Consider the following 17,168-nt stretch of genomic DNA (forward strand, 5'->3'; position numbering starts at 1 on the left):
GATGATCGGTAGCAGGCCGGTGGTGGCCGATACGGCGATCTGGCGGGGTGTTGCGCCGTCGGTAGTGGGGACGTCAATCAGGCGTTCCAGCAAACGATCGAGGGCAGCTCGGCCGTCGTCGATCGCGGCCTGTTCGTCCTCGGCGAGTGGAACGTTGGCACCATGCGCTGAAGATTCTCCTTGGCCTCCAGCAACTGTGCTCTGCTGGAATCCTTTGGTGTGTAGAAATCGCTGCCGAGCCCGAGAATCCTGACAGCAGCCGCTCGGCGGTCCGCTTCACCGCCGCGGCCTCGTCGGTGAGGGCGGTGATCTGTTTGTCGAGCACGTCGATGAATCGCTGCATCGCCGCGAGATCGTAAGCGCGTGCGGTCACGGCAGATCCAGGCTCGAGGTGACTGCGGTGACCGCGCCTGCGTTGTGGCTGTCTTGATCGGTCAACGCGGCGGCGGTGGCTGTCAGGCTGGTCGCGAACTCGTTGATCTTGTCGAAATGCGTTCCGAGACGGGGCCGTATCTCCTCCCACACCGCCGACGCCTAATCAGCCGCAGTACCAGTCCAGACCTGCGTGAGGCTGTTCTGCTCGGCTCGAATCGCTGAGAGGGCCTCATGCAGCCGGAAATGATGACCTCGCAGATCGGTCGCCGCTTGACGCAAGGCCGCCGGGTCGGCTTGTAAACTGCCCTCGGCCATCGGCTATCCCCTTCACCTGTCGAACGGTAGCCACTGTATCTCGCGCACGGCAAGGTGGGGACCACGCATGGGCTGGAGAAGCACAGCCTCACAGCAGGCTCAAAACGACCTCGACACCCTGCTGCGCGACAGCGTCACCGCCGTAGCCCGCACCTTCGAAACGGCCGACTCCTTCGACCCGTTCATGCTCGTCGTCGACATCGACGGAAACACCGTGATCCGCAAGCTCCCGCCCGGAAACCCCGCCACACGCACCGAGCAGCAGTTCATCACCGCGGTCCAACTGGCGAACGATCGGGAACGACTCCGCGCCCGCGTCGCGGTATTCGACGTCACCGCGACCGCCCCCATCACCGGCGACGCGATCAAAGCCCTTCTCGAACATCGCGAGGGCATCGCCATCGACGTGCTGGTGCCCTACGCGATCACCTCCGACAGCCTCGACATCCGTCTCGCCGCCGCGAACGCCGCAGTCGGCACACCACGACTGTGGGGCTGACCGGATCCCAGCCTGATAGCTCTCCGGCTAGATCAGCCGGTCACCTGCACCCCGCCGAGAATCGTGGCGACATCAGCGCGAATCGCCTCGGTCGCCGCAGCGTTCGTCCGTCCGGTGACCATCACCGGATACACCGCCCCACCCATCTCGAATGCCACCGCGAGGCGGTCATCGCGCACACCCGCAGGCGCCGTCGAGGTTGCGGCCGCGCGCAAGCCACGGTGACCGCACACCTCGACCCGATCGAACCCATCCTGAGTCCATCCGCTCCCCGCCCGGGCCAAGCTCTCCAGCCGCGCCCACGCGCCCTCCACACTCTGCTCCCGCGACAGCACGGTCACCGCCACCGTGCCGTTCGGATTGCCGAACCTCCCAGCCTCGACATCACTGCGCGACACCGTCAACCCACCACCGACGCCACCGCTGACGGGCTGCTCGGTCCAATCCGCGAGCCGTGGGATCGACAACGTGAACGGACGTTCCGGAGTCCGACCCATAGTGAAGACCTGACCTGATGCCGCCGCGGCCGTGCATGAATAGGCCTGCGCAGGAGCAGAATCAGCCGCCGGTGCGGTCGTCGTCGTGATCGGATCGGGAACCGTCGTCCCGCCCGACGAACACCCGAGCACCGCAAGGGCCCATCCCGCCGCCACTGCGAGTCGTCGAATCCCCACGCCACTCCACTCCCTCAGCCGTCGCTGAAGAGACCCTACCCAGCTCCCTGGGTCGGAACGGTCTGGCGGGCTCTTAGATGTGGTGCGTTTCCTTCCTTCAGGCTTGGGGATGAGGCGAGCGGGCTGCACGGCGCAACCCGGTCCGTCTCACGTGACAGGCAGCCGTCGGGAGGCGGACACCGCTCTGATTTGAAGCGCTCAGGCGATGAGAGGGCCCGCACGATCGACATTCGGGCGTTCTCCGGGTGTGGTGACGTCGTCACCACAGCAGTCGGAGCGGTGTCACGACTAGTGCAGGAAGAAGTCGCTGACCTGCGATGTTGACGCCGTCACTAAAAACCCGCTATTTTCGGTCGTGAAATGCACTGACGTGTCGCGAAACGGCAGGTGAGCAGCAGTTCTAAGCCAATCTCAGGTCGCTGACCAGGGTGTTTTCGGAGCTAGGGTCAGGGGTTCAAATCCTCCGAGTCGCAGACCTCGGCCCCCCTGAACAACACCCGCCTAAGACATGACCCACCTGCAGTACGTGCCTCCCAAAGTGCCTCGCGTGTACTAATTGTCGGCGTGGTCACGGAAACTCAGCCAGCGAGTGCTTTGATCCTTCCACATTCGCTGGTACTCATCGGATTCAAGGACTCGTTGGGATCGAGTTAAGTCGGCGTGGTCGTGGCGGCCTAAGGCTCCCGGTCGTGTCTGATCCGGTTGAATCGGTGCGAAGTTTCCACCATTGCTCCCGACAGCGGCTGCCACGCGAAGAAGGGTTCGAGCGAAGCGGCGGCGGTCACGACAGCCACAAGGGCGAAGGCAGTCCCCGTCGCCGCCACCATTCAGTATCTGGGTGACTGCGTGGTACGCCATCTCGTATCGAGGTTGCGAGTCGATAGCCATTGGGGAAAGCCTGTTTCGTCGCGCGGAGCCGCTAAGTTCGCTGCTACCAATAGGATTCCGAGGGCAGACGCTGGCGACACTGACTGCAGCGAAGGCGTCAGCGGAGCCGCCTTCAACCCCTGGAAGGGCACGGGCTGTTTGGTTAGGTGGTGCGATGGTTTCCGGTTGGTGGTGAGTTCGGAACGTGGGGTGCAATGGAAGTCCCTGGAGGGTTCCGAAGTGGCGACGTGGGTAAATCGTGTCGATGAGTTGTCGTTCATGCGTCGGTATTTCGTCCGCTGGGTTATAACTACAGCTCGTTCAGGGCAGCGCCGGACCTCTGGGTCCGGCGAGAATCTCAACGGATTCTGAGCGCCGATAAGCGGCGATTGCGGGTCTCGACGCGCTGCAGTGGTCGAGGGGCAGGTGCCCAATCCAGCACCTGCCCCTCGATCGTCTAGATGACTTCTAAGGGGTCCTGAGCATCCCGCCGGTGGCGGTGATCAACGCCCTCGCACTTGGTGGTTAGTCGATCAGGACGACTTCCCGGATGCGCTGTTTGCCGCCGGGAAGATTCTCCACGACGGCGAAGCCATTGCCGTTGGCTTTTTCTGTCTCGATGAAGTTCCACACTATGATCGCGCGGCGAACAGCCTCGGTCGCGCTGATCCTCTTCCGCTCGGCCCAGTCACGCAGTACAGCGGCAACGTCTGGGGCCAAGTTGATTGACAGCCGCACTACATCGGCCTTGCCTGCCGCGGCGGTTCCGGCTGGATCATGGGTTCGATCTTGAACGGCCGAGCGACGATTCTCCTCGGTGTTGTTCGTCCCCGACCGTCGGCCCAGTGAGGCGTGACTCCGTGGGTCGAGGTGAGGCGCCGGAATGAGCCATCGGGATGCTGGTCGATTGCCCAGCTGTCTGATCGCTGTCACGGTCGATGAGTTGTTCGTCGCCTCTCCGAGTCGCTACTGGCAGATGCTGCCGATGACGGCTCTGTTCAGAGCTGTTAATTTGAGTAACACATATCACCTCGGATCACGGTCTGTGCGCGTGCCGACGCTGGTATGGTCCGATTTGCCAGTCGTCGCGGAGGTTCCAATTTCCTGGTGCGACTTGGCGATAGGGCGTGAGCCGATATCCTTCGCGTCGGCTCACGGTCGCCGAATGGGCAGTCATGTGGCTGCCCGGGCGGCGATCTCGGATAGTCGGCACCCCGGCGCAGGTATGCCGCACCGGCCGGGGTGTCGACGCTGAACTGTCGGTCGCCGATAGCAGAAGCACGGTATATGCAACTGTTAGTTGCATATATTTCCTCCACCTGTGTAGCGTCTCGACGCATGCGACCGAACCTGTTCTGGCGAACCCTGGAGCCTGCCGCATTCCGCGTGCTTCCACGGTTTTCCGGGTCGGCCATCCGCGCGACCGGGCAACCGTTCACCCGGCCCGGCATGCTGAAGCCGCACGTCGGTGGACATCGATACGGGTGGACCCACTACGGGGTGATGATTCCCGACCTGCCCGAGCCGCATCGGTATTTCAGCACGATGGTGATAGCCGGACTGCCGGGCGCGACCGCCTTGGACAACGACCACGCAGTCACCACTACCCCGCGCGACACCGTCACCGTGTCGGTGTCCACGGCCGCGCCCGGCGCAGCGTTCTACCGGGCGTACTCCATGACCGAACAATGCCGGTTGGAGCCGGACGGGTCGTTGCTGGACTTCGGCGGTGACGTGATCATCGAAGGCGGCTACCCCAACTTCCGGGTGACGGTGCACCGTGACGGGTTCACCGCCGACCTGCGGCTACGCGCCAACGGCCAGGTCGCTTGGTTCGCCCGCATACCGGCGTACGACCACCTCAGCCTGTTCGTCGAATACGAGGGCTGGATCGCCAACGGCGGCGAACGCACCGAGGTCTCCGGGGTCGGCACCTTCGAGTACGCCGCCTGCGTCGGCCTACACGGCCTCGTCGACCGCCCGTTCGGCGCCGCGGCGAAGGTGCCGCTCGACTTCTTCTCCTACCAGGTGATCGGTATCGATGACCGCACGCACCTGCTGTTGGCCGATGTCCATGTCTCTGGAAAACCCCTGGTGACCATGGCGTATCACCGCTCGGCCGGTCAGCAAACCTGGGTATCGCACAGGGGCGTGCGGTTCGAGGTCACCGAATACGCCGCCGATACGACTGTCGACCCCTACGGCAATCGAATGCGGCTCCCGGTCCGGTTCACCTGGACGGCCGGTGACGACCTGATCGTCCACGGCACCGTCGACTCGCCGCCACGCTTCGGTGTCGGCCGCGGCTACATCCTCGGCTACCGATGCCACGGCAACTTCCAGGGTCGTGAGTTCGACTCCCGCGGCTACATGGAATACATCGACAACGAGCAGGCCAACCGCGCGGCGCCCGACTACCTCACCGGTCTCCCGACACCCCACTGAGCTCGGTCCATCGGTTTGCGGTTATCGGCACCACCTCCAGCGGCCGACGAACTCTCGTCCCGGCGATACACCCGCGGTGGGATCGACGACCAGCAATTCCCACCTCGACTCCAGATGCTGTGTAACCCAAGCTGATTCACCTGATCGACGGACGCTGCTCGGCTCGCGGGTCGACCTCCGTGGGCCACGCGTCAGTGGCGTGCCTGCTCTGCAAGCAGGGCCGAATCACCTGGTGGCCGGTCGATATGGCCACAGCAGCACCGGGCGCGAAGCAGTGGTGCGGTGGAACCGAGACGGACGCACCATTCGCACTTCCCCTCTGATGAAAAACAGCTAGCCGCAACGGGTCTTGTCTGAGACGAGCAGTACCAGGTTTTCCACGCTCGTTGTAGCTGCCTCGATCAGCCGCCCAGAGTCCAAACGAGAAACTGCTTCGCCGTGAATATCGGCTTGCCGTAGCTGGCCGCCGACTTGGCCTTTCCCGACTGTGATCCCGCTTCCGCGGTGATCAGGGCGGGGCAGGAGGTCGCCTGAAACTTTGGGATTCACGGGTCTTGACGTATCTCGTGGTGCCTTGCGGTCGGTTGATCACCGGCACGGCGGAACTGTCAGCGTGGCGGTGTAGTAGCCGGTGGGGAACGGTTCGCCCACAGGCAGTCGCTCTGCCTCGACCCAGGCGTGGGCGCGGAACGGCTCGGTACGCACCCCGCTGCACCAGACCGGCCATACCCGCGCATTCTGCACAGCAGCGCTGTCGCCAGCGCGCGGTGTAGGCAGCCCTGCCCGGCGCAGCGGACGCTGACGGCGACCACGGACTCGCGCGCCGCCAGCGCCTGACCGTACGTTGCCGGGGCGGCTCCTCGGTGAACAAGGGTCAGTACGCGGCGCAGACGACGAGGGGACAGCTTGGTCAACGGCCACGCTCCCGCCACTGCCAGCCGGGCGAGGAGCCTTTCCCAGCCGTGCACCGCTGGAGCGTTCTCCAGTGCCATCGGGTCAGACATCGCCGATCAGTCCCGCAGTTTCCAGGGCGTGCAGCAGCGCGGTGATGTCGTCGGTGGCTCGTTCGACGGGAATCCGATAGCGCTCTGCCAGGAGCAGGGCCGCGTCAGCTGTCGGCGCCCCGTCCAGCAGTGCGCGCATGACGAGCGTCCCGGTCTCGTTGAGCTGCCAGTACCGGCCGGACCGTTCGTCAAGTAAGACGATGCGGGCACCGGCGGCGACGGCGCTGACATCGCGGCGCAGTGTCAGAGGCATCACGGGGACCTTCGGTTCGGGGTGAGCGCCATCGACTGCTGGGCACGCAGCCACAGTTCGCAGGCCAGGGTCATGTCGAGCCGCCACAGGGGATCGGCTCGGGGGTAGGTGGCGGCAGCGGCCCGGCGCAGCGCGTCCTGGTCGACCAGTCCGCGCTCGGCCAGGACCGAGCTGTCGAGCAGATCCAGCAGCTTGGCCCGGTGGCGGCGCAGCCCGAGGTAGGTTTCGGCGCTGAACTCGCCTTTGGTGCTGCGTGCCAGGTTGAGTGCGGCACGATGCCGGTCATCGCCTCGGTCAGCAGGGGCTTGTAGCGCCCGGGGTGGCCGCAGTCTCGTAGACGCACCGCGAGGGCGGTCTCGACCACCCGGTCGTCGAGGTAGGGGGTCTCGAGGGCGACGTTCGCGACTTGGAAGATTCGGCGGGTCTGGCGGACGATCCGGCCGCACACGCCCGCGTGGTACAGCATCCGGTGCTGGTGGCGGGTGGGGGCCAGTGGTGGGGGGTTGCGACCGCACAGCCTCGGATAGTTGGTCGGCCACGAACTCGGCGGCGGGGGGGGTCCAAGACGGCAGGCGGGGTGTGCCGCCCCAGGACAGGTTGGGGGTCAGGCAGTCCGGCGGAGGTTCCAGCAGCAAGTCGGTGCACCGCCGCAGCCATTGCGCGTATCTCGACCTGTCGGCCAGTTCGCGTAGCAGGGTCGAGGTCCGCCAGCGGCGGACGGCTTGGTAGCCCCGGATGTGCCCTATGGCGGTCAGGGGGTGGCGGCGGACCAGCATGTGCAGATATGACGGCGCCGCGGTGAGTACCTCGTCACCGCCGTGTCCGGCCAAGTGGACGCGGGAACCGGTGGCCGCCAGCATGCCTGCGATGGCGCGCAGGTCGGCCAACGAACGGACCCAAAAGTAGACATCCTCGGGATCGCAGTCGCCCGGTGGTGCGTACTTGCCCGGTAGGTCCGACAGGTCGGCGACCAGTTGTTCGGCCCAAGGCAGGGCGCGGGCTGCGGTCTTTGCCCATACCGCATCCTCGTTTCCGGGGTCGACGCTGCGCTGGTGAAACGCTACAGCGGTCCCTGTTCGGCGGCGAGGAAACACAGGCTGGTGGAGTCCAGCCCGCCCGACATGTCGGCGCTGACTGCCTGATCCGGGCCGAGGCGCACTGCGACCGAGGCGCGCAGGGTCTCGCGCAGTCGCGCGGCACAGCCTGCCGAGGGTTGCTCCGGTGGCGGGCAATTCCACCAGCGGACCACACCCGGGCCGACCTGCCGTGTTCAGGTGCAGGAAGCAGTCGCCGGGGGTTGCGTGGATCCCGTCCCACACCGGCTGGGCATCGAGTGGGTGAGGCGCGTGCGGGAACAGCAGCCGCAGCGCCAGCCCGCCCTCGTCGATACCGGCGGCGGTGAGTTGTGCCAGCACGTCGGCGCGATCGGCGGCGATCGTCACCGGCCCGTCGGGCACGGCGTTCGAGCTTGGCATCGGCGTCGGCGATACGTCGCCGTAGCAACGCCCGATGTGTGTCGTGGTCGTTGCCGTTCTGGGCCGCGAACAGGCTGGCAATGGTCCGATCGCGATTGGCCCGATTGAACAGGATGGCCAGCCACCGGTCGATCGGTGCAGCTAGGTGGTCCTCGCGGAGGTTGACCGTGAGGGGGTGCTCGGCCAAGGCGGGGCTCCCGGGGGTGAGGGTCTTGGCGCGGCAGCGGTAGTAGACGACTCCTCGGACTACTCCAGGCTGCATTTTGCGGCCGCAGAAACCACGGCCAGCCTCGCGGGGTGGCGTCGCCCGGCCGGTGGCCCGCGTCCTCGAGCGCGGCCGTCCTCGCCCGGCCACAGCGTCGGCCGAAGGACGCATGCCGGTGCGACGTATCGCCGATCGCGTGGGGAGGTCATCTGCGCAAGTGGTGTAGGTGACCCAGCACCTCGCCATTACGGAGGTGAGTGCGACCATCGCGGCCACGATGAGGGCAGCGCCGGACCTTCGGGTCCGGCGAGAATCTCAACGACCTCGATGATTCGAGCCTGTGGACGGCCGTGGTTTGTCAAGTTGGACAGCGAGGACCACAGGACTGTGGTCCTCGCTGTCGTTGGGTGCGAGCGCTTCGGCTCAGTTGAACAGATCGAGAAGCGAACCCTCGTTCTCCGAGCCGATGATTCCGACCGGCTTGCTGCTGGCGTCGTCGAGGATCGCGTCGAGGTTCGCCTGGATATCCTCCGGAGTGGGCTCGGTGTTGGTGTATCCGGTGTTCATTGTGAGCGCGAAGCGCTGCATGAGGCCGCCCTGGCTGAGCAGTGTCTCGCCGGTGATGGAGCAGTCCTCGTGTGCGAGGTAGGCGACGGTCGGGGAGACCATCGCGGTGGTCATCGACTTCTCGAGCATCTTCTTGAGATCGTCGGGGATCTCCGCCTCCGCCGCCATCCGCGTGTAGGCGGTAGGGGCGATCGCGTTCACGCGAATACCGACCTTGAGCGCTTCCATGGCGAGCGTGCGGGTGAACGAGAAGATGGCGCCTTTGGAGGCGACGTACGCGCTCTGCTGTTCGAAGCCGACCAGCGTGGGCGACGCGGTATTGACGACGCGCCCCGCGCCTGACGCGATGAGATGCGGCCACGAAGCGGCGGTGACCGCTGCGGTGCCGAAGAAGTTGACCTCCATGTGCTGGCGGATACCCTCGATCGCCTCCGGGCCGAACGGTGTCATGTGGTTGATGCCGGCATTGTTCACGACGATGTCGAGACGACCGAATGCCTCGATCGCGGTCTGCACGATGGCCTCGGCTCCGGTCGACACGCTGTCGTAGTTCGCGACGGCTTTGCCGCCCTCCGCGATGATTTCGGAGACCACGTCGTCGGCGGGGGAGGTGTCGGACCCTTGCCCGGCGGCAGACGATCCGAAGTCGTTGACTACGACCGATGCTCCCCGTGAGGCCAGTAGCAGTGCGTGCGAGCGGCCGAGCCCCCGGCCGCCGCCCGTGACGATGGCGACCTTCCCGTCGAAACGCAACATGGTCTCTCGCTTCCCTCCATGCACCGCATGGACGCAGATTGACGGGACCCGCAGGGCATCCCATCGGACTGAATATATTTAATAGTATATGTCATTCGTGGCGCGGCGACGCAAGAGCGGGGCGAAATCAGTCGGCGTCATGGAACCGCTGCCATCAGATCCGCGTCGATCGCCGCTGGCCTCTGCGGTATCGGCGCCGTGCTCGCGGTCGATGCTGGTCACGGGCCGCTCACCGGGTTCAACCCGTCAAAGATCGAGCGACTGCGGTCTCCCTTGCACGGTTCGGGAGGCCGCCTCGGAAATTCTCGGCCCGCTGATTCGGAGTCGCCGAATCGGGTAGACCTACCCTGGCCTCAGCCTAAGCATAATGCGTAATTTTCGCTTGAAGTCGAACTGAAGGGATCACGGATGTCAGGTATCAAGCTCAGACCACTCGAGCAGCAGGTCGCCGTCGTTGCCGGCGGATCCAGCGGGATCGGTCGAGTGACCGCGCTTCGGCTGGCCGCCGCGGGGACGAAGGTGGTGGTGGCGGCGCGCAACGAAGCGGGGCTTTCGACGCTCGTTGGTGAGATCGAGGGCGCCGGTGGGGAGGCGGTGTATGCCGTCTGCGATGTGAGTGATCGAGCCCAGGTCGAGTCCGTTGCCGAATTGGCCGTGGCGAAGTTCGGTCGCATCGATACGTGGGTCGCCGTCGCGGCCGTGGTGGTCTACGCGGACTTCGAACACACCACACCCGAGGAGTTCCGTCGGTTGATGGAAGTCAACTTCATGGGACAGGTGCACGGCTTCCAGGTGGCGCTGCCGCATCTGCGGCGGGCGGGCGGTGGTTCGCTGGTGTCGGTGGGATCGGGTGAGACGGTGATCTCCATGCCGCTCAACAGCGCCTATGCCGCCTCCAAGCATGCGGTCGAAGGAATGCTGGACGCGCTGCGGCGGGAGCTGCAAGCCGCGGGCACACCGATTTCGGTCACCAGCATCAAACCGGCGGCGATCAATACGCCGTTCTTCAACAACGGCCGCAACAAGATGGACGTGAAGCCGAAGGGCGCCCCACCGTTCTACGACCCGGCGGTGGTCGCCGACTGCGTTCTGTACGCCGCCACGCACCCGGTCCGCGATCTCTACGCGGGCGGCGCGGCCAAGCTCATGAAGGTGACCCAGCACCTCACCCCGCGAGTGGCCGACGTCGTGCTGGCCAAGTTCGGTATCCCGATGGAACAAACCAAGGAAGCGGCGACCGAAACCGACGGCAATCTCTACGAGCCCAGCGGAGACGCACGCGTCAAGGGGGACTTCGAAAACCAAGCGCTGCCGTTCAGTCCCTACACCTGGCTGGCGACCCACCCCACCGCCCGGCGCCTACTGGTGGCCGGTGCGGTCGTCGGGCTGGGAACACGCTGGACCGCCCGCACGCGTACCGCCTGACAACCGATGCGCTGCGCCCGACTCGGAAGCTTCGACCCGACGAGAGAGGAAGCTCATGACAACGGACAACATCGAACACGTTCGAATCAAGGCACTGGCCTGGGATCTCGCGGCCGACATCTACTATCCGCCCGGATTCGACGCCGGGCAGAAGTACACCACAATCATCAGCGCCCATCCGACCGGTAGTTGTAAGGAACAGACCTCGGGCAACATCTACGCCACCGCGCTGGCCGAGCGGGGGTTCGTCGCGATCGCCTTCGACGCGAGCTTTCAGGGTGACAGTGGTGGCGAGCCACGGCTGATCGAGGACCCAGGATTCCGTGCCGAGGACTTCAGCTACGTCATCGACTACCTGGTCACCCAGCCGTGGGTCGACGAGAACCGCGTGGGGGTGCTGGCCATCTGCGGTGGCGGTGGCTATGCCGTCAGCGCGACCATGACCGAGCGACGCATCAAAGCCCTAGGCACGGTGACCGGCGCCAACGTCGGGCGGCGGATGCTCGAGGGATTCACCGAATACGACCCGCTCGGCGCGCTCGAGGCGATGGCCGCACAGCGCACCGCCGAGGCTCGTGGTCAGGACGAGCAGGTCAACGATCTGCTGCCGCCGTCACCGGAAGCCGCCGAGCAGGCGGGTCTGACGGATGTCGACCTGGTCGAGGCCACCGAGTACTACAAGACCGATCGTGGGCGTAAACCCAACGGCCGCACCAGCTTTCTGTTCTCCCGGCAGGCCAGGCTCGTCGGCTGGGACGCCTATACCCGCGCGGAGATCCTGCTCACCCAGCCGTTGTGCATCGTCGTGGGCGACAAGCCCGGCGCGTTCGGCGCCTACCGCGATGCGTTCGAGCTATACCAGCGTGCCGCGTCCGAGGACAAGGAACTCGTCGTCTTGGAGGGCGTGACGCACTACGACCTCTACGACAAGCCGGAAGCGGTATCGCGGGCATTGGACCGCCTGGTGCCCTTCTTCAAGGACCACCTCTGACGGTGTGAGCCGGGTCGGCGGCAACTGTCCCGCCGACCCGGCTCATCGGTCCGGTGTCCGCTCGTCCTCGTCGATCGGCCGGGTCAGCAGCTGCTCGATGAGAACCTTTGTGGCCGGGCGGAATTCGCGGCCGCGCGCGGTGGCGAGGTGGATCCGCCGCTGCGCGACCTTCTCGGACAGCGAACCGGCACCAACGGCAACGGAAACAGCAATGGCTCTAGCGGCAGCGGCCCGCTGACGGGCATTCGGACCGTCGAACTTCGGACGCACGCTTTAGAGCGACACATCCGCCGAGGCCAGCATGCGCTGGAGTGCGGCGTTGCCGTCGGCGGACTCGAGATCGAGCACCACGTTGAGCTTGTTGCGGTTGAGGTGCAGTTTTTACTGGGCTCGGGGGTTCATAGGAAGAATCTTTCCCATTGTCGGCAGGTTCTGCCGGAGAGAAGGTTGTCGCATCGGCTTCGAGCCGGAACAGATCTCATCGAAAGGATCGTGCCTGATGCGCACAAGCGTCACCTTCCCGAGCAATGGCCTGCGCCTGGCGGGCATCCTGTTCACTCCCGACAACCGCGGCGGAGAGCGCCTGCCCGCCGTGGTGGTGTCACACCCCGGTGGTGGTGTGAAGGAGCAGACCGCCAGCATCTACGCGCAGCGCCTGGCCGACAGGGGCTATGCCGCACTCGTGTTCGACGCCGCTTACCAGGGTGAGAGCGAAGGCGAGCCGCGCTTCCTGGAAGACCCCTTCCAGCGCAGTGAGGACGTCAAGTCCGCGGTCACCTTCCTGACCACCCGTGACGACATCGACCCCGCTCGCATCGGTGCCCTCGGTATCTGCGCGTCCGGTGGTTACGTGCCCTTCGCCGCGCAGACCGATCACCGCATCAAGGCGGTGGCCACCGTGAGCGGTCTCGATATCGGCGACTACCTGAGCAACGGCCTGCACCGCACCCAAGATCCGTCGGTGCTGCAGGAGATGCTCGACGCCGCCGGCGCGCTGCGCACCGCCGAAGCGCAGGGCGCCGAGCCGACCTACCAGATCTGGGCGCCGCCGAGCGCCGAAGGTCTCGAGGGTGCGCCTGATCTGTACCGCGAGGCGCACGACTACTACCGCACTCCGCGCGCGCAGCACCCGCGGTCGGAGAACAAGTGGCTGTTGCAGAGCATCGACCGTATCGCCCAGTTCGACGCGTATGCCAAGATCGCGATGATCTCCCCGCGTCCGCTGCTGATGACCGTCGGCTCCAAGGCCGACACCGCCTACTTCAGCGAGGAGGCCATCGCCAAGGCCGCCGAGCCGAAGGAGTTGTTCGTGGTCGACGGCGCCAGCCATGTCGATCTCTACGACGTGGACCAGTACGTCACCCCGGCCGTGGACAAGCTCGACGAGTTCTTCGGAAAGGGTCTGGCCGGCTGATCCCGGTCACCGTCCACGCAGACGTCTGCCCAGCACGGGTGACCCTCGTGCGGGGCAGACGTTTTCGTGTGGTCGGCAGGCGCTGGCGAACTCGAGGCGGCGCCGATGCTCGATCACGCTCGGACGGCGGTGCATTCGTTGTGATGGTCGCGAATGACCAAGGCCGAGCGCAGGTTCCAGAGCCGGGCAGGGTCGATGGTATCGAAGCCGGTGAGCCGGAAGATCCGCTTGAGCCGGTAGTCGACGCTGTTGGGGTGCAGATGCAGTCGGCGGGCGGTGCGCCGGCGGTCGTGGCCGGTCTCCACGTAGGTTCGAAGCGTCTCGATCAGGTCGGGATGGTCTTCGAGTGGGTCGAGCAGGGTGGACAGGGCGTCGCGGCCGGGGCCGGGCCGGGTGAGCTGGTATTCGACCGCGATATCGCTGAAGCGGTGCAGACGCTCGGTCATGCCGAGCCGGGTGGCCACGTCCAGGGCGGCGTGCACCTGTTCGGCCACCCGAGGCACTTCGTCGGTCGGCGCGCACAGCACCACACCGGTCGGGATGTGGCCCTCGGCGGTGCGGAGAACTTCGACGAAGCCTGCGAGCGCGGTGAACTCGCCGAACGCAGTGTCGGGAACGAGGACCGTCGCGCCGGTTTCGCCCAGCAGTGCGAGCGCGCTCGGGCCGAAGCGTCGACGCAGCTCCGAATACAGCCGCGCCACAATGGGTTCGGCCAGGCTGCGCGGTGCGTCGTGTGGTCTGCCGCGCCGTGTGGGCAAATGGACGGCCATGATCGCGTAGGCGTCGGCGACAGCTATCTGGTTGCACTGTCCAAGCACTTTCGACGAATCGCCGCGCAGCAGTGCGGCAGCGACTTCCTGTGCCGCTTCGACGCTGTCGTGCGTCGGAGGACCCGCTTGGCCGTAGACGCGCGCGACGAGCCCCGTGGCAACGCGGACCGTCCGCAGTATCTGCCCGGAGCCGTCGGCGAGGGGGGACGTCGCGGGCGCGGCGTCGACGACGAGCTCGATGGCGCCGATGACGATCGACAACGTCGTGTCGAGATCGACGCCCAACCGGACGCACGTGGTCACGGCCCGTTCCAGACCTGCCACCGCCTCGGCGTCGTCGCCGAGCTTGCCGACCGAGGCGAAAGATCGGGAGGCCAGGACGAGTAGCTGTTCACGCACCTCGCCGGAAGCGCTGTGTGTGGTCACTGCGGAGTCGACCATCCGGGTGATTGTCTGGTTCACCTCGTGAACTCCCATCCTGCGTTCTTCCGCCCGGCACGCTGGAGCTTGCCGGGTGTTCGCCCGGGTGCGGGGCGACGTTCGGCGAGCGTAAGCGGGGGTCCGAACTGGCGGTGTCCAGCAATTTGGACACCGATAACTGGTCAATCGCCCAGAACTTCGGTGTCACGCCTGGGTTGAAGTCGCATATGAGGCATAATGCATGCAGGCAACCGAAAGGACCCCGATGGAAACCGCCCTGCAGCGTTTGCCTCGCAGTGCCAACAAGCAGCGTCATCAGCTGTCGGAGGATGTCGCGACCTACGTCCGTGAACTGATCATCTCGGGCCGGGTGCGACCCGGTGAGTTCCTGCGGATCGAACCTATCGCGGAGGCCGTCGGTGTCAGCAACACGCCGGTACGTGAAGGTCTGCTGCTGCTTAGCGGCGAAGGCTTCGTCGAGCTGGTGCCGCGGCGGGGATTCATGGTGTCGGAGTTCAGCAAACAAGATGTGCGCGACCTGTTCTGGGCGCAGGCGACGATGGCCGGTGAACTCGCGAGCCGGGCCGCGAAGTCGATCTCCGTCCGCGAACTCGACCATCTCGCCAGCGTGGTCGAGGCGCACGCGCGGGCGGCGGAGAGCGGAGCCGACGAGGAACTCGTCGCCTACGGCCACGAGTTCCATCGCTCGATCAATCTGGCGGCGGACTCGCGCCGGTTGGCGATGCTGCTGGCGACCGTCGTCAAGCAGCTACCGAATCGCTTCTACATCAACATCGAGGGACATGGTGAGGACACGTTGCGGGATCACCCGCTGATCCTCGAAGCGCTGCAGAAGCGTCGCCCGAAGGCCGCCAATGCCCTGATGCGCGACCACATCATGTCCAGTGCCGACGAACTGATCACCATGCTGGAGAAGCAGGGCCTGTGGGCTGAACCGGCCCGCAAGTCCACTGCCTGACCGTCCGGTCCGAATCGGAAAGCCTCGCTCACCCATGTTGTGACTGATCCACAGCCTCGTACGCCGACGCAGAATATAGTATATATTCGAGTGCGTTACGTGCGTCACAGCGGTGAGAGGACCTTTCGATGACGAAGTCGGTTACGGCGGGGGTGCTGCCTGCGCACCCCGAGGCGTCCTATATCGATGGCAACTGGGTGCAGGTGTCGTCGTCAGAGACCTTCGAGGTCGTCAACTGCAGCACCGAGGAGGTCGTCACCGCTGTCGGCGCGGCGACCGCCGAGGATGTGGATGCCGCAGTGGCAGCCGCGCGCAAGGCTTTCGACACCGGTCCGTGGCCGTTGATGTCGCCGACCGAGCGCGCCGGTTTTCTGCGCGCGATCGCCGCCGAACTGACCAGGCGGGGTGACGACTTCGCCCGGCTCTGGTCGATCGAATCGGGCATCGTGTATTCGCTGGCCAAGACCAGGCTTCCGCTGTTCCTGTCGGGCGCGTTCAACGCCTATGCCGATCTGGCCGAAGAGTTCCCGTTCCGGGAGTCGCACACCCCCGCGGCCGGTGGCGCCGGTCTGCTGGTGCGCGAACCGGTCGGTGTCGTCGCGGCCATCGTGCCCTGGAACGGTCCCGCCGGCCTGATGGCCTACAAGTGCGCGCCGGCTCTGCTCGCCGGTTGCTCGATCGTGCTGAAGCCACCGCAGGAGGCGCCGACCTCGGCGTACCTGTTCGCCGAGATCTGCGACCGCGTGGGGCTGCCGCCGGGGGTGGTCAACGTGGTGACGGCCGACCGGCAGGTGTCGGAAACGCTGGTCCGCCACCCCGGCGTCGACAAAGTGACCTTCACTGGTTCCACGGTGGCGGGCCGCACGATCGGTGCGATCTGTGCCGATCGGATGGCGCGCTGCACTCTCGAACTCGGCGGCAAGTCGCCTGCTCTCGTGCTCGACGACTACGACATCGGCACGGCGGCGAAGGTCCTCGCCGGGGGCATCAGCTACCTGGCCGGGCAGGTCTGTCACAGCTTGACGCGCGTCATCGTTTCCCAGAAGCGGCACGACGAACTCGCCGACGCGCTCGGGGCGGCGATGAGCGCGATCCGGGTGGGTGACCCGTTCGACGAGGGCGTGAGCATGGGGCCGCTGGCGTCCGCGCGCCAACGCGAACGCGTCGAAAGCTATATCGCCGCGGGAAGAGCCGACGGCGCGCGGCTGGTGACCGGTGGGGGCCGACCGGCCGGGCTCGAGCGTGGCTTCTTCGTGGAGCCGACGGTTTTCGCCGGTGTCGACAACCGATCGGTGATCGCCACCGAGGAGATCTTCGGGCCGGTTCTGGCTGTCATCGCGGCGAAGGACGAGGACGACGCCGTCGCGCTGGCCAACGACAATCCGTACGGTCTGAACGCCTCGGTGTTCACCAACGACACCGACCGCGCCTACCGCGTGGCGCGCAAACTGCGCACCGGCACGGTCGGGCAGAACGGTCCGCGTACCGATTTCTCGATCGCTTTCGGTGGTTTCAAGCTCTCGGGTGTGGGTCGCGAAGGCGGGTCGGAAGGGCTGTTGCCTTTCCTGGAAACCAAAACGCTGGTACTCGAGAACCGGCCGACCGATGTTTCCGGCCTCGGCAACTGATTCACTACCGACATTTCCCCGGACAAGGCCTCGTCGACTTCGGTCGGCGGGGCCTTTGTGCTGTTCGGTGTGATCCGGAAATTGTGCTGCCCGAAAGATTTACGCT

17 protein-coding genes and 2 pseudogenes are annotated in these 17,168 nt (G+C 65.7%); 7 read left to right on the top strand and 12 right to left on the bottom strand.

Annotation, left to right across the window (positions count from 1 at the left end; translation table 11 throughout):
- Nucleotides 1-369: 369 nt before the first annotated feature.
- Complete coding sequence (locus tag CRP45_RS33650; RefSeq protein WP_179830748.1) at nt 370-525, bottom strand: hypothetical protein; 156 nt, start codon at nt 523-525, stop codon at nt 370-372.
- 9 nt (nt 526-534) lie between these two features.
- Nucleotides 535-690, bottom strand: coding sequence for a WXG100 family type VII secretion target (locus tag CRP45_RS35210; protein WP_097243822.1), 156 nt, complete (start codon nt 688-690; stop codon nt 535-537).
- 67 nt (nt 691-757) lie between these two features.
- Here CRP45_RS35210 and CRP45_RS04035 point away from each other — a divergent pair, with 67 nt between their 5' ends.
- Entirely contained in the window at nt 758-1,189 is a 432-nt protein-coding gene (locus tag CRP45_RS04035) for a hypothetical protein (RefSeq protein WP_097243823.1), read from the top strand.
- 32 nt (nt 1,190-1,221) lie between these two features.
- Here CRP45_RS04035 and CRP45_RS04040 read toward each other — a convergent pair whose 3' ends face one another.
- Nucleotides 1,222-1,686: a hypothetical protein gene (locus CRP45_RS04040; protein ID WP_143861326.1), complete on the bottom strand. Its 465-nt coding sequence runs from the start codon at nt 1,684-1,686 to the stop codon at nt 1,222-1,224.
- A 1,569-nt stretch (nt 1,687-3,255) separates the two neighbouring features.
- Entirely contained in the window at nt 3,256-3,468 is a 213-nt protein-coding gene (locus tag CRP45_RS04045; protein ID WP_097243825.1) for a CopG family transcriptional regulator, read from the bottom strand.
- 600 nt (nt 3,469-4,068) lie between these two features.
- Here CRP45_RS04045 and CRP45_RS04050 point away from each other — a divergent pair.
- Nucleotides 4,069-5,175 (top strand): DUF6670 family protein, encoded by a 1,107-nt coding sequence (locus tag CRP45_RS04050; protein ID WP_097243826.1) that lies wholly within the window; start codon nt 4,069-4,071, stop codon nt 5,173-5,175.
- Nucleotides 5,176-5,763: 588 nt separating this feature from the next.
- On the opposite strand, the pseudogene CRP45_RS35215 reads toward CRP45_RS04050, so the two are convergent.
- The 5 genes and pseudogenes from CRP45_RS35215 to CRP45_RS04065 form a co-directional block, all read right to left on the bottom strand.
- Nucleotides 5,764-6,179: pseudogene (locus CRP45_RS35215) on the bottom strand (lasso peptide biosynthesis B2 protein).
- A complete protein-coding gene (locus CRP45_RS04060; RefSeq protein ID WP_097243827.1) occupies nt 6,172-6,432 on the bottom strand; it encodes a lasso peptide biosynthesis PqqD family chaperone in 261 nt (86 codons plus the stop codon). Before CRP45_RS04060 ends, CRP45_RS35215 begins: the two are co-directional and overlap by 8 nt.
- 70 nt (nt 6,433-6,502) lie before the next feature.
- Complete coding sequence (locus tag CRP45_RS35220) at nt 6,503-6,898, bottom strand: asparagine synthase-related protein (RefSeq protein ID WP_143861327.1); 396 nt, start codon at nt 6,896-6,898, stop codon at nt 6,503-6,505.
- Nucleotides 6,899-7,082: 184 nt separating this feature from the next.
- Nucleotides 7,083-7,907: pseudogene (locus tag CRP45_RS35225) on the bottom strand (asparagine synthase-related protein); the annotation flags it as partial.
- A 628-nt stretch (nt 7,908-8,535) separates the two neighbouring features.
- On the bottom strand, nt 8,536-9,435 hold the full coding sequence (locus tag CRP45_RS04065; RefSeq protein ID WP_097243828.1) for an SDR family NAD(P)-dependent oxidoreductase: 900 nt from the start codon (nt 9,433-9,435) through the stop codon (nt 8,536-8,538).
- A 408-nt stretch (nt 9,436-9,843) separates the two neighbouring features.
- Here CRP45_RS04065 and CRP45_RS04070 point away from each other — a divergent pair, with 408 nt between their 5' ends.
- The gene (locus CRP45_RS04070; protein WP_218841072.1) at nt 9,844-10,860 is read left to right on the top strand and encodes an SDR family oxidoreductase; all 1,017 of its coding nucleotides are present in this window, start codon (nt 9,844-9,846) and stop codon (nt 10,858-10,860) included.
- Nucleotides 10,861-10,915: 55 nt separating this feature from the next.
- Complete coding sequence (locus CRP45_RS04075) at nt 10,916-11,851, top strand: alpha/beta hydrolase (protein ID WP_097243829.1); 936 nt, start codon at nt 10,916-10,918, stop codon at nt 11,849-11,851.
- 42 nt (nt 11,852-11,893) lie between these two features.
- On the opposite strand, the gene CRP45_RS04080 is transcribed toward CRP45_RS04075, so the two are convergent.
- Together CRP45_RS04080 and CRP45_RS34885 are read right to left on the bottom strand one after the other, a co-directional pair.
- A complete protein-coding gene (locus CRP45_RS04080; protein ID WP_097243830.1) occupies nt 11,894-12,121 on the bottom strand; it encodes a hypothetical protein in 228 nt (75 codons plus the stop codon).
- 3 nt (nt 12,122-12,124) lie between these two features.
- Complete coding sequence (locus CRP45_RS34885; RefSeq protein WP_143861379.1) at nt 12,125-12,229, bottom strand: CoA transferase; 105 nt, start codon at nt 12,227-12,229, stop codon at nt 12,125-12,127.
- A 121-nt stretch (nt 12,230-12,350) separates the two neighbouring features.
- Between CRP45_RS34885 and CRP45_RS04085 the strand changes: the two genes are divergently transcribed.
- On the top strand, nt 12,351-13,265 hold the full coding sequence (locus CRP45_RS04085; protein WP_097243831.1) for an alpha/beta hydrolase: 915 nt from the start codon (nt 12,351-12,353) through the stop codon (nt 13,263-13,265).
- Nucleotides 13,266-13,378: 113 nt separating this feature from the next.
- On the opposite strand, the gene CRP45_RS04090 is transcribed toward CRP45_RS04085, so the two are convergent.
- Nucleotides 13,379-14,476 carry a PucR family transcriptional regulator gene (locus CRP45_RS04090; protein ID WP_179830749.1) on the bottom strand — a complete coding sequence of 366 codons (1,098 nt, stop codon included), beginning with the start codon at nt 14,474-14,476 and terminating at the stop codon, nt 13,379-13,381.
- Between the two features lie 244 nt (nt 14,477-14,720).
- Here CRP45_RS04090 and CRP45_RS04095 point away from each other — a divergent pair, with 244 nt between their 5' ends.
- Nucleotides 14,721-15,434 carry a GntR family transcriptional regulator gene (locus CRP45_RS04095; RefSeq protein WP_097243833.1) on the top strand — a complete coding sequence of 238 codons (714 nt, stop codon included), beginning with the start codon at nt 14,721-14,723 and terminating at the stop codon, nt 15,432-15,434.
- Nucleotides 15,435-15,562: 128 nt separating this feature from the next.
- Nucleotides 15,563-17,062, top strand: a complete 1,500-nt coding sequence (locus tag CRP45_RS04100) for an aldehyde dehydrogenase (protein ID WP_097243834.1) — start codon at nt 15,563-15,565, stop codon at nt 17,060-17,062.
- The last annotated feature ends 106 nt before the right edge of the window (nt 17,063-17,168 follow it).

This window comes from Nocardia amikacinitolerans, from assembly GCF_900215415.1.
Lineage (GTDB): Bacteria > Actinomycetota > Actinomycetes > Mycobacteriales > Mycobacteriaceae > Nocardia > Nocardia amikacinitolerans.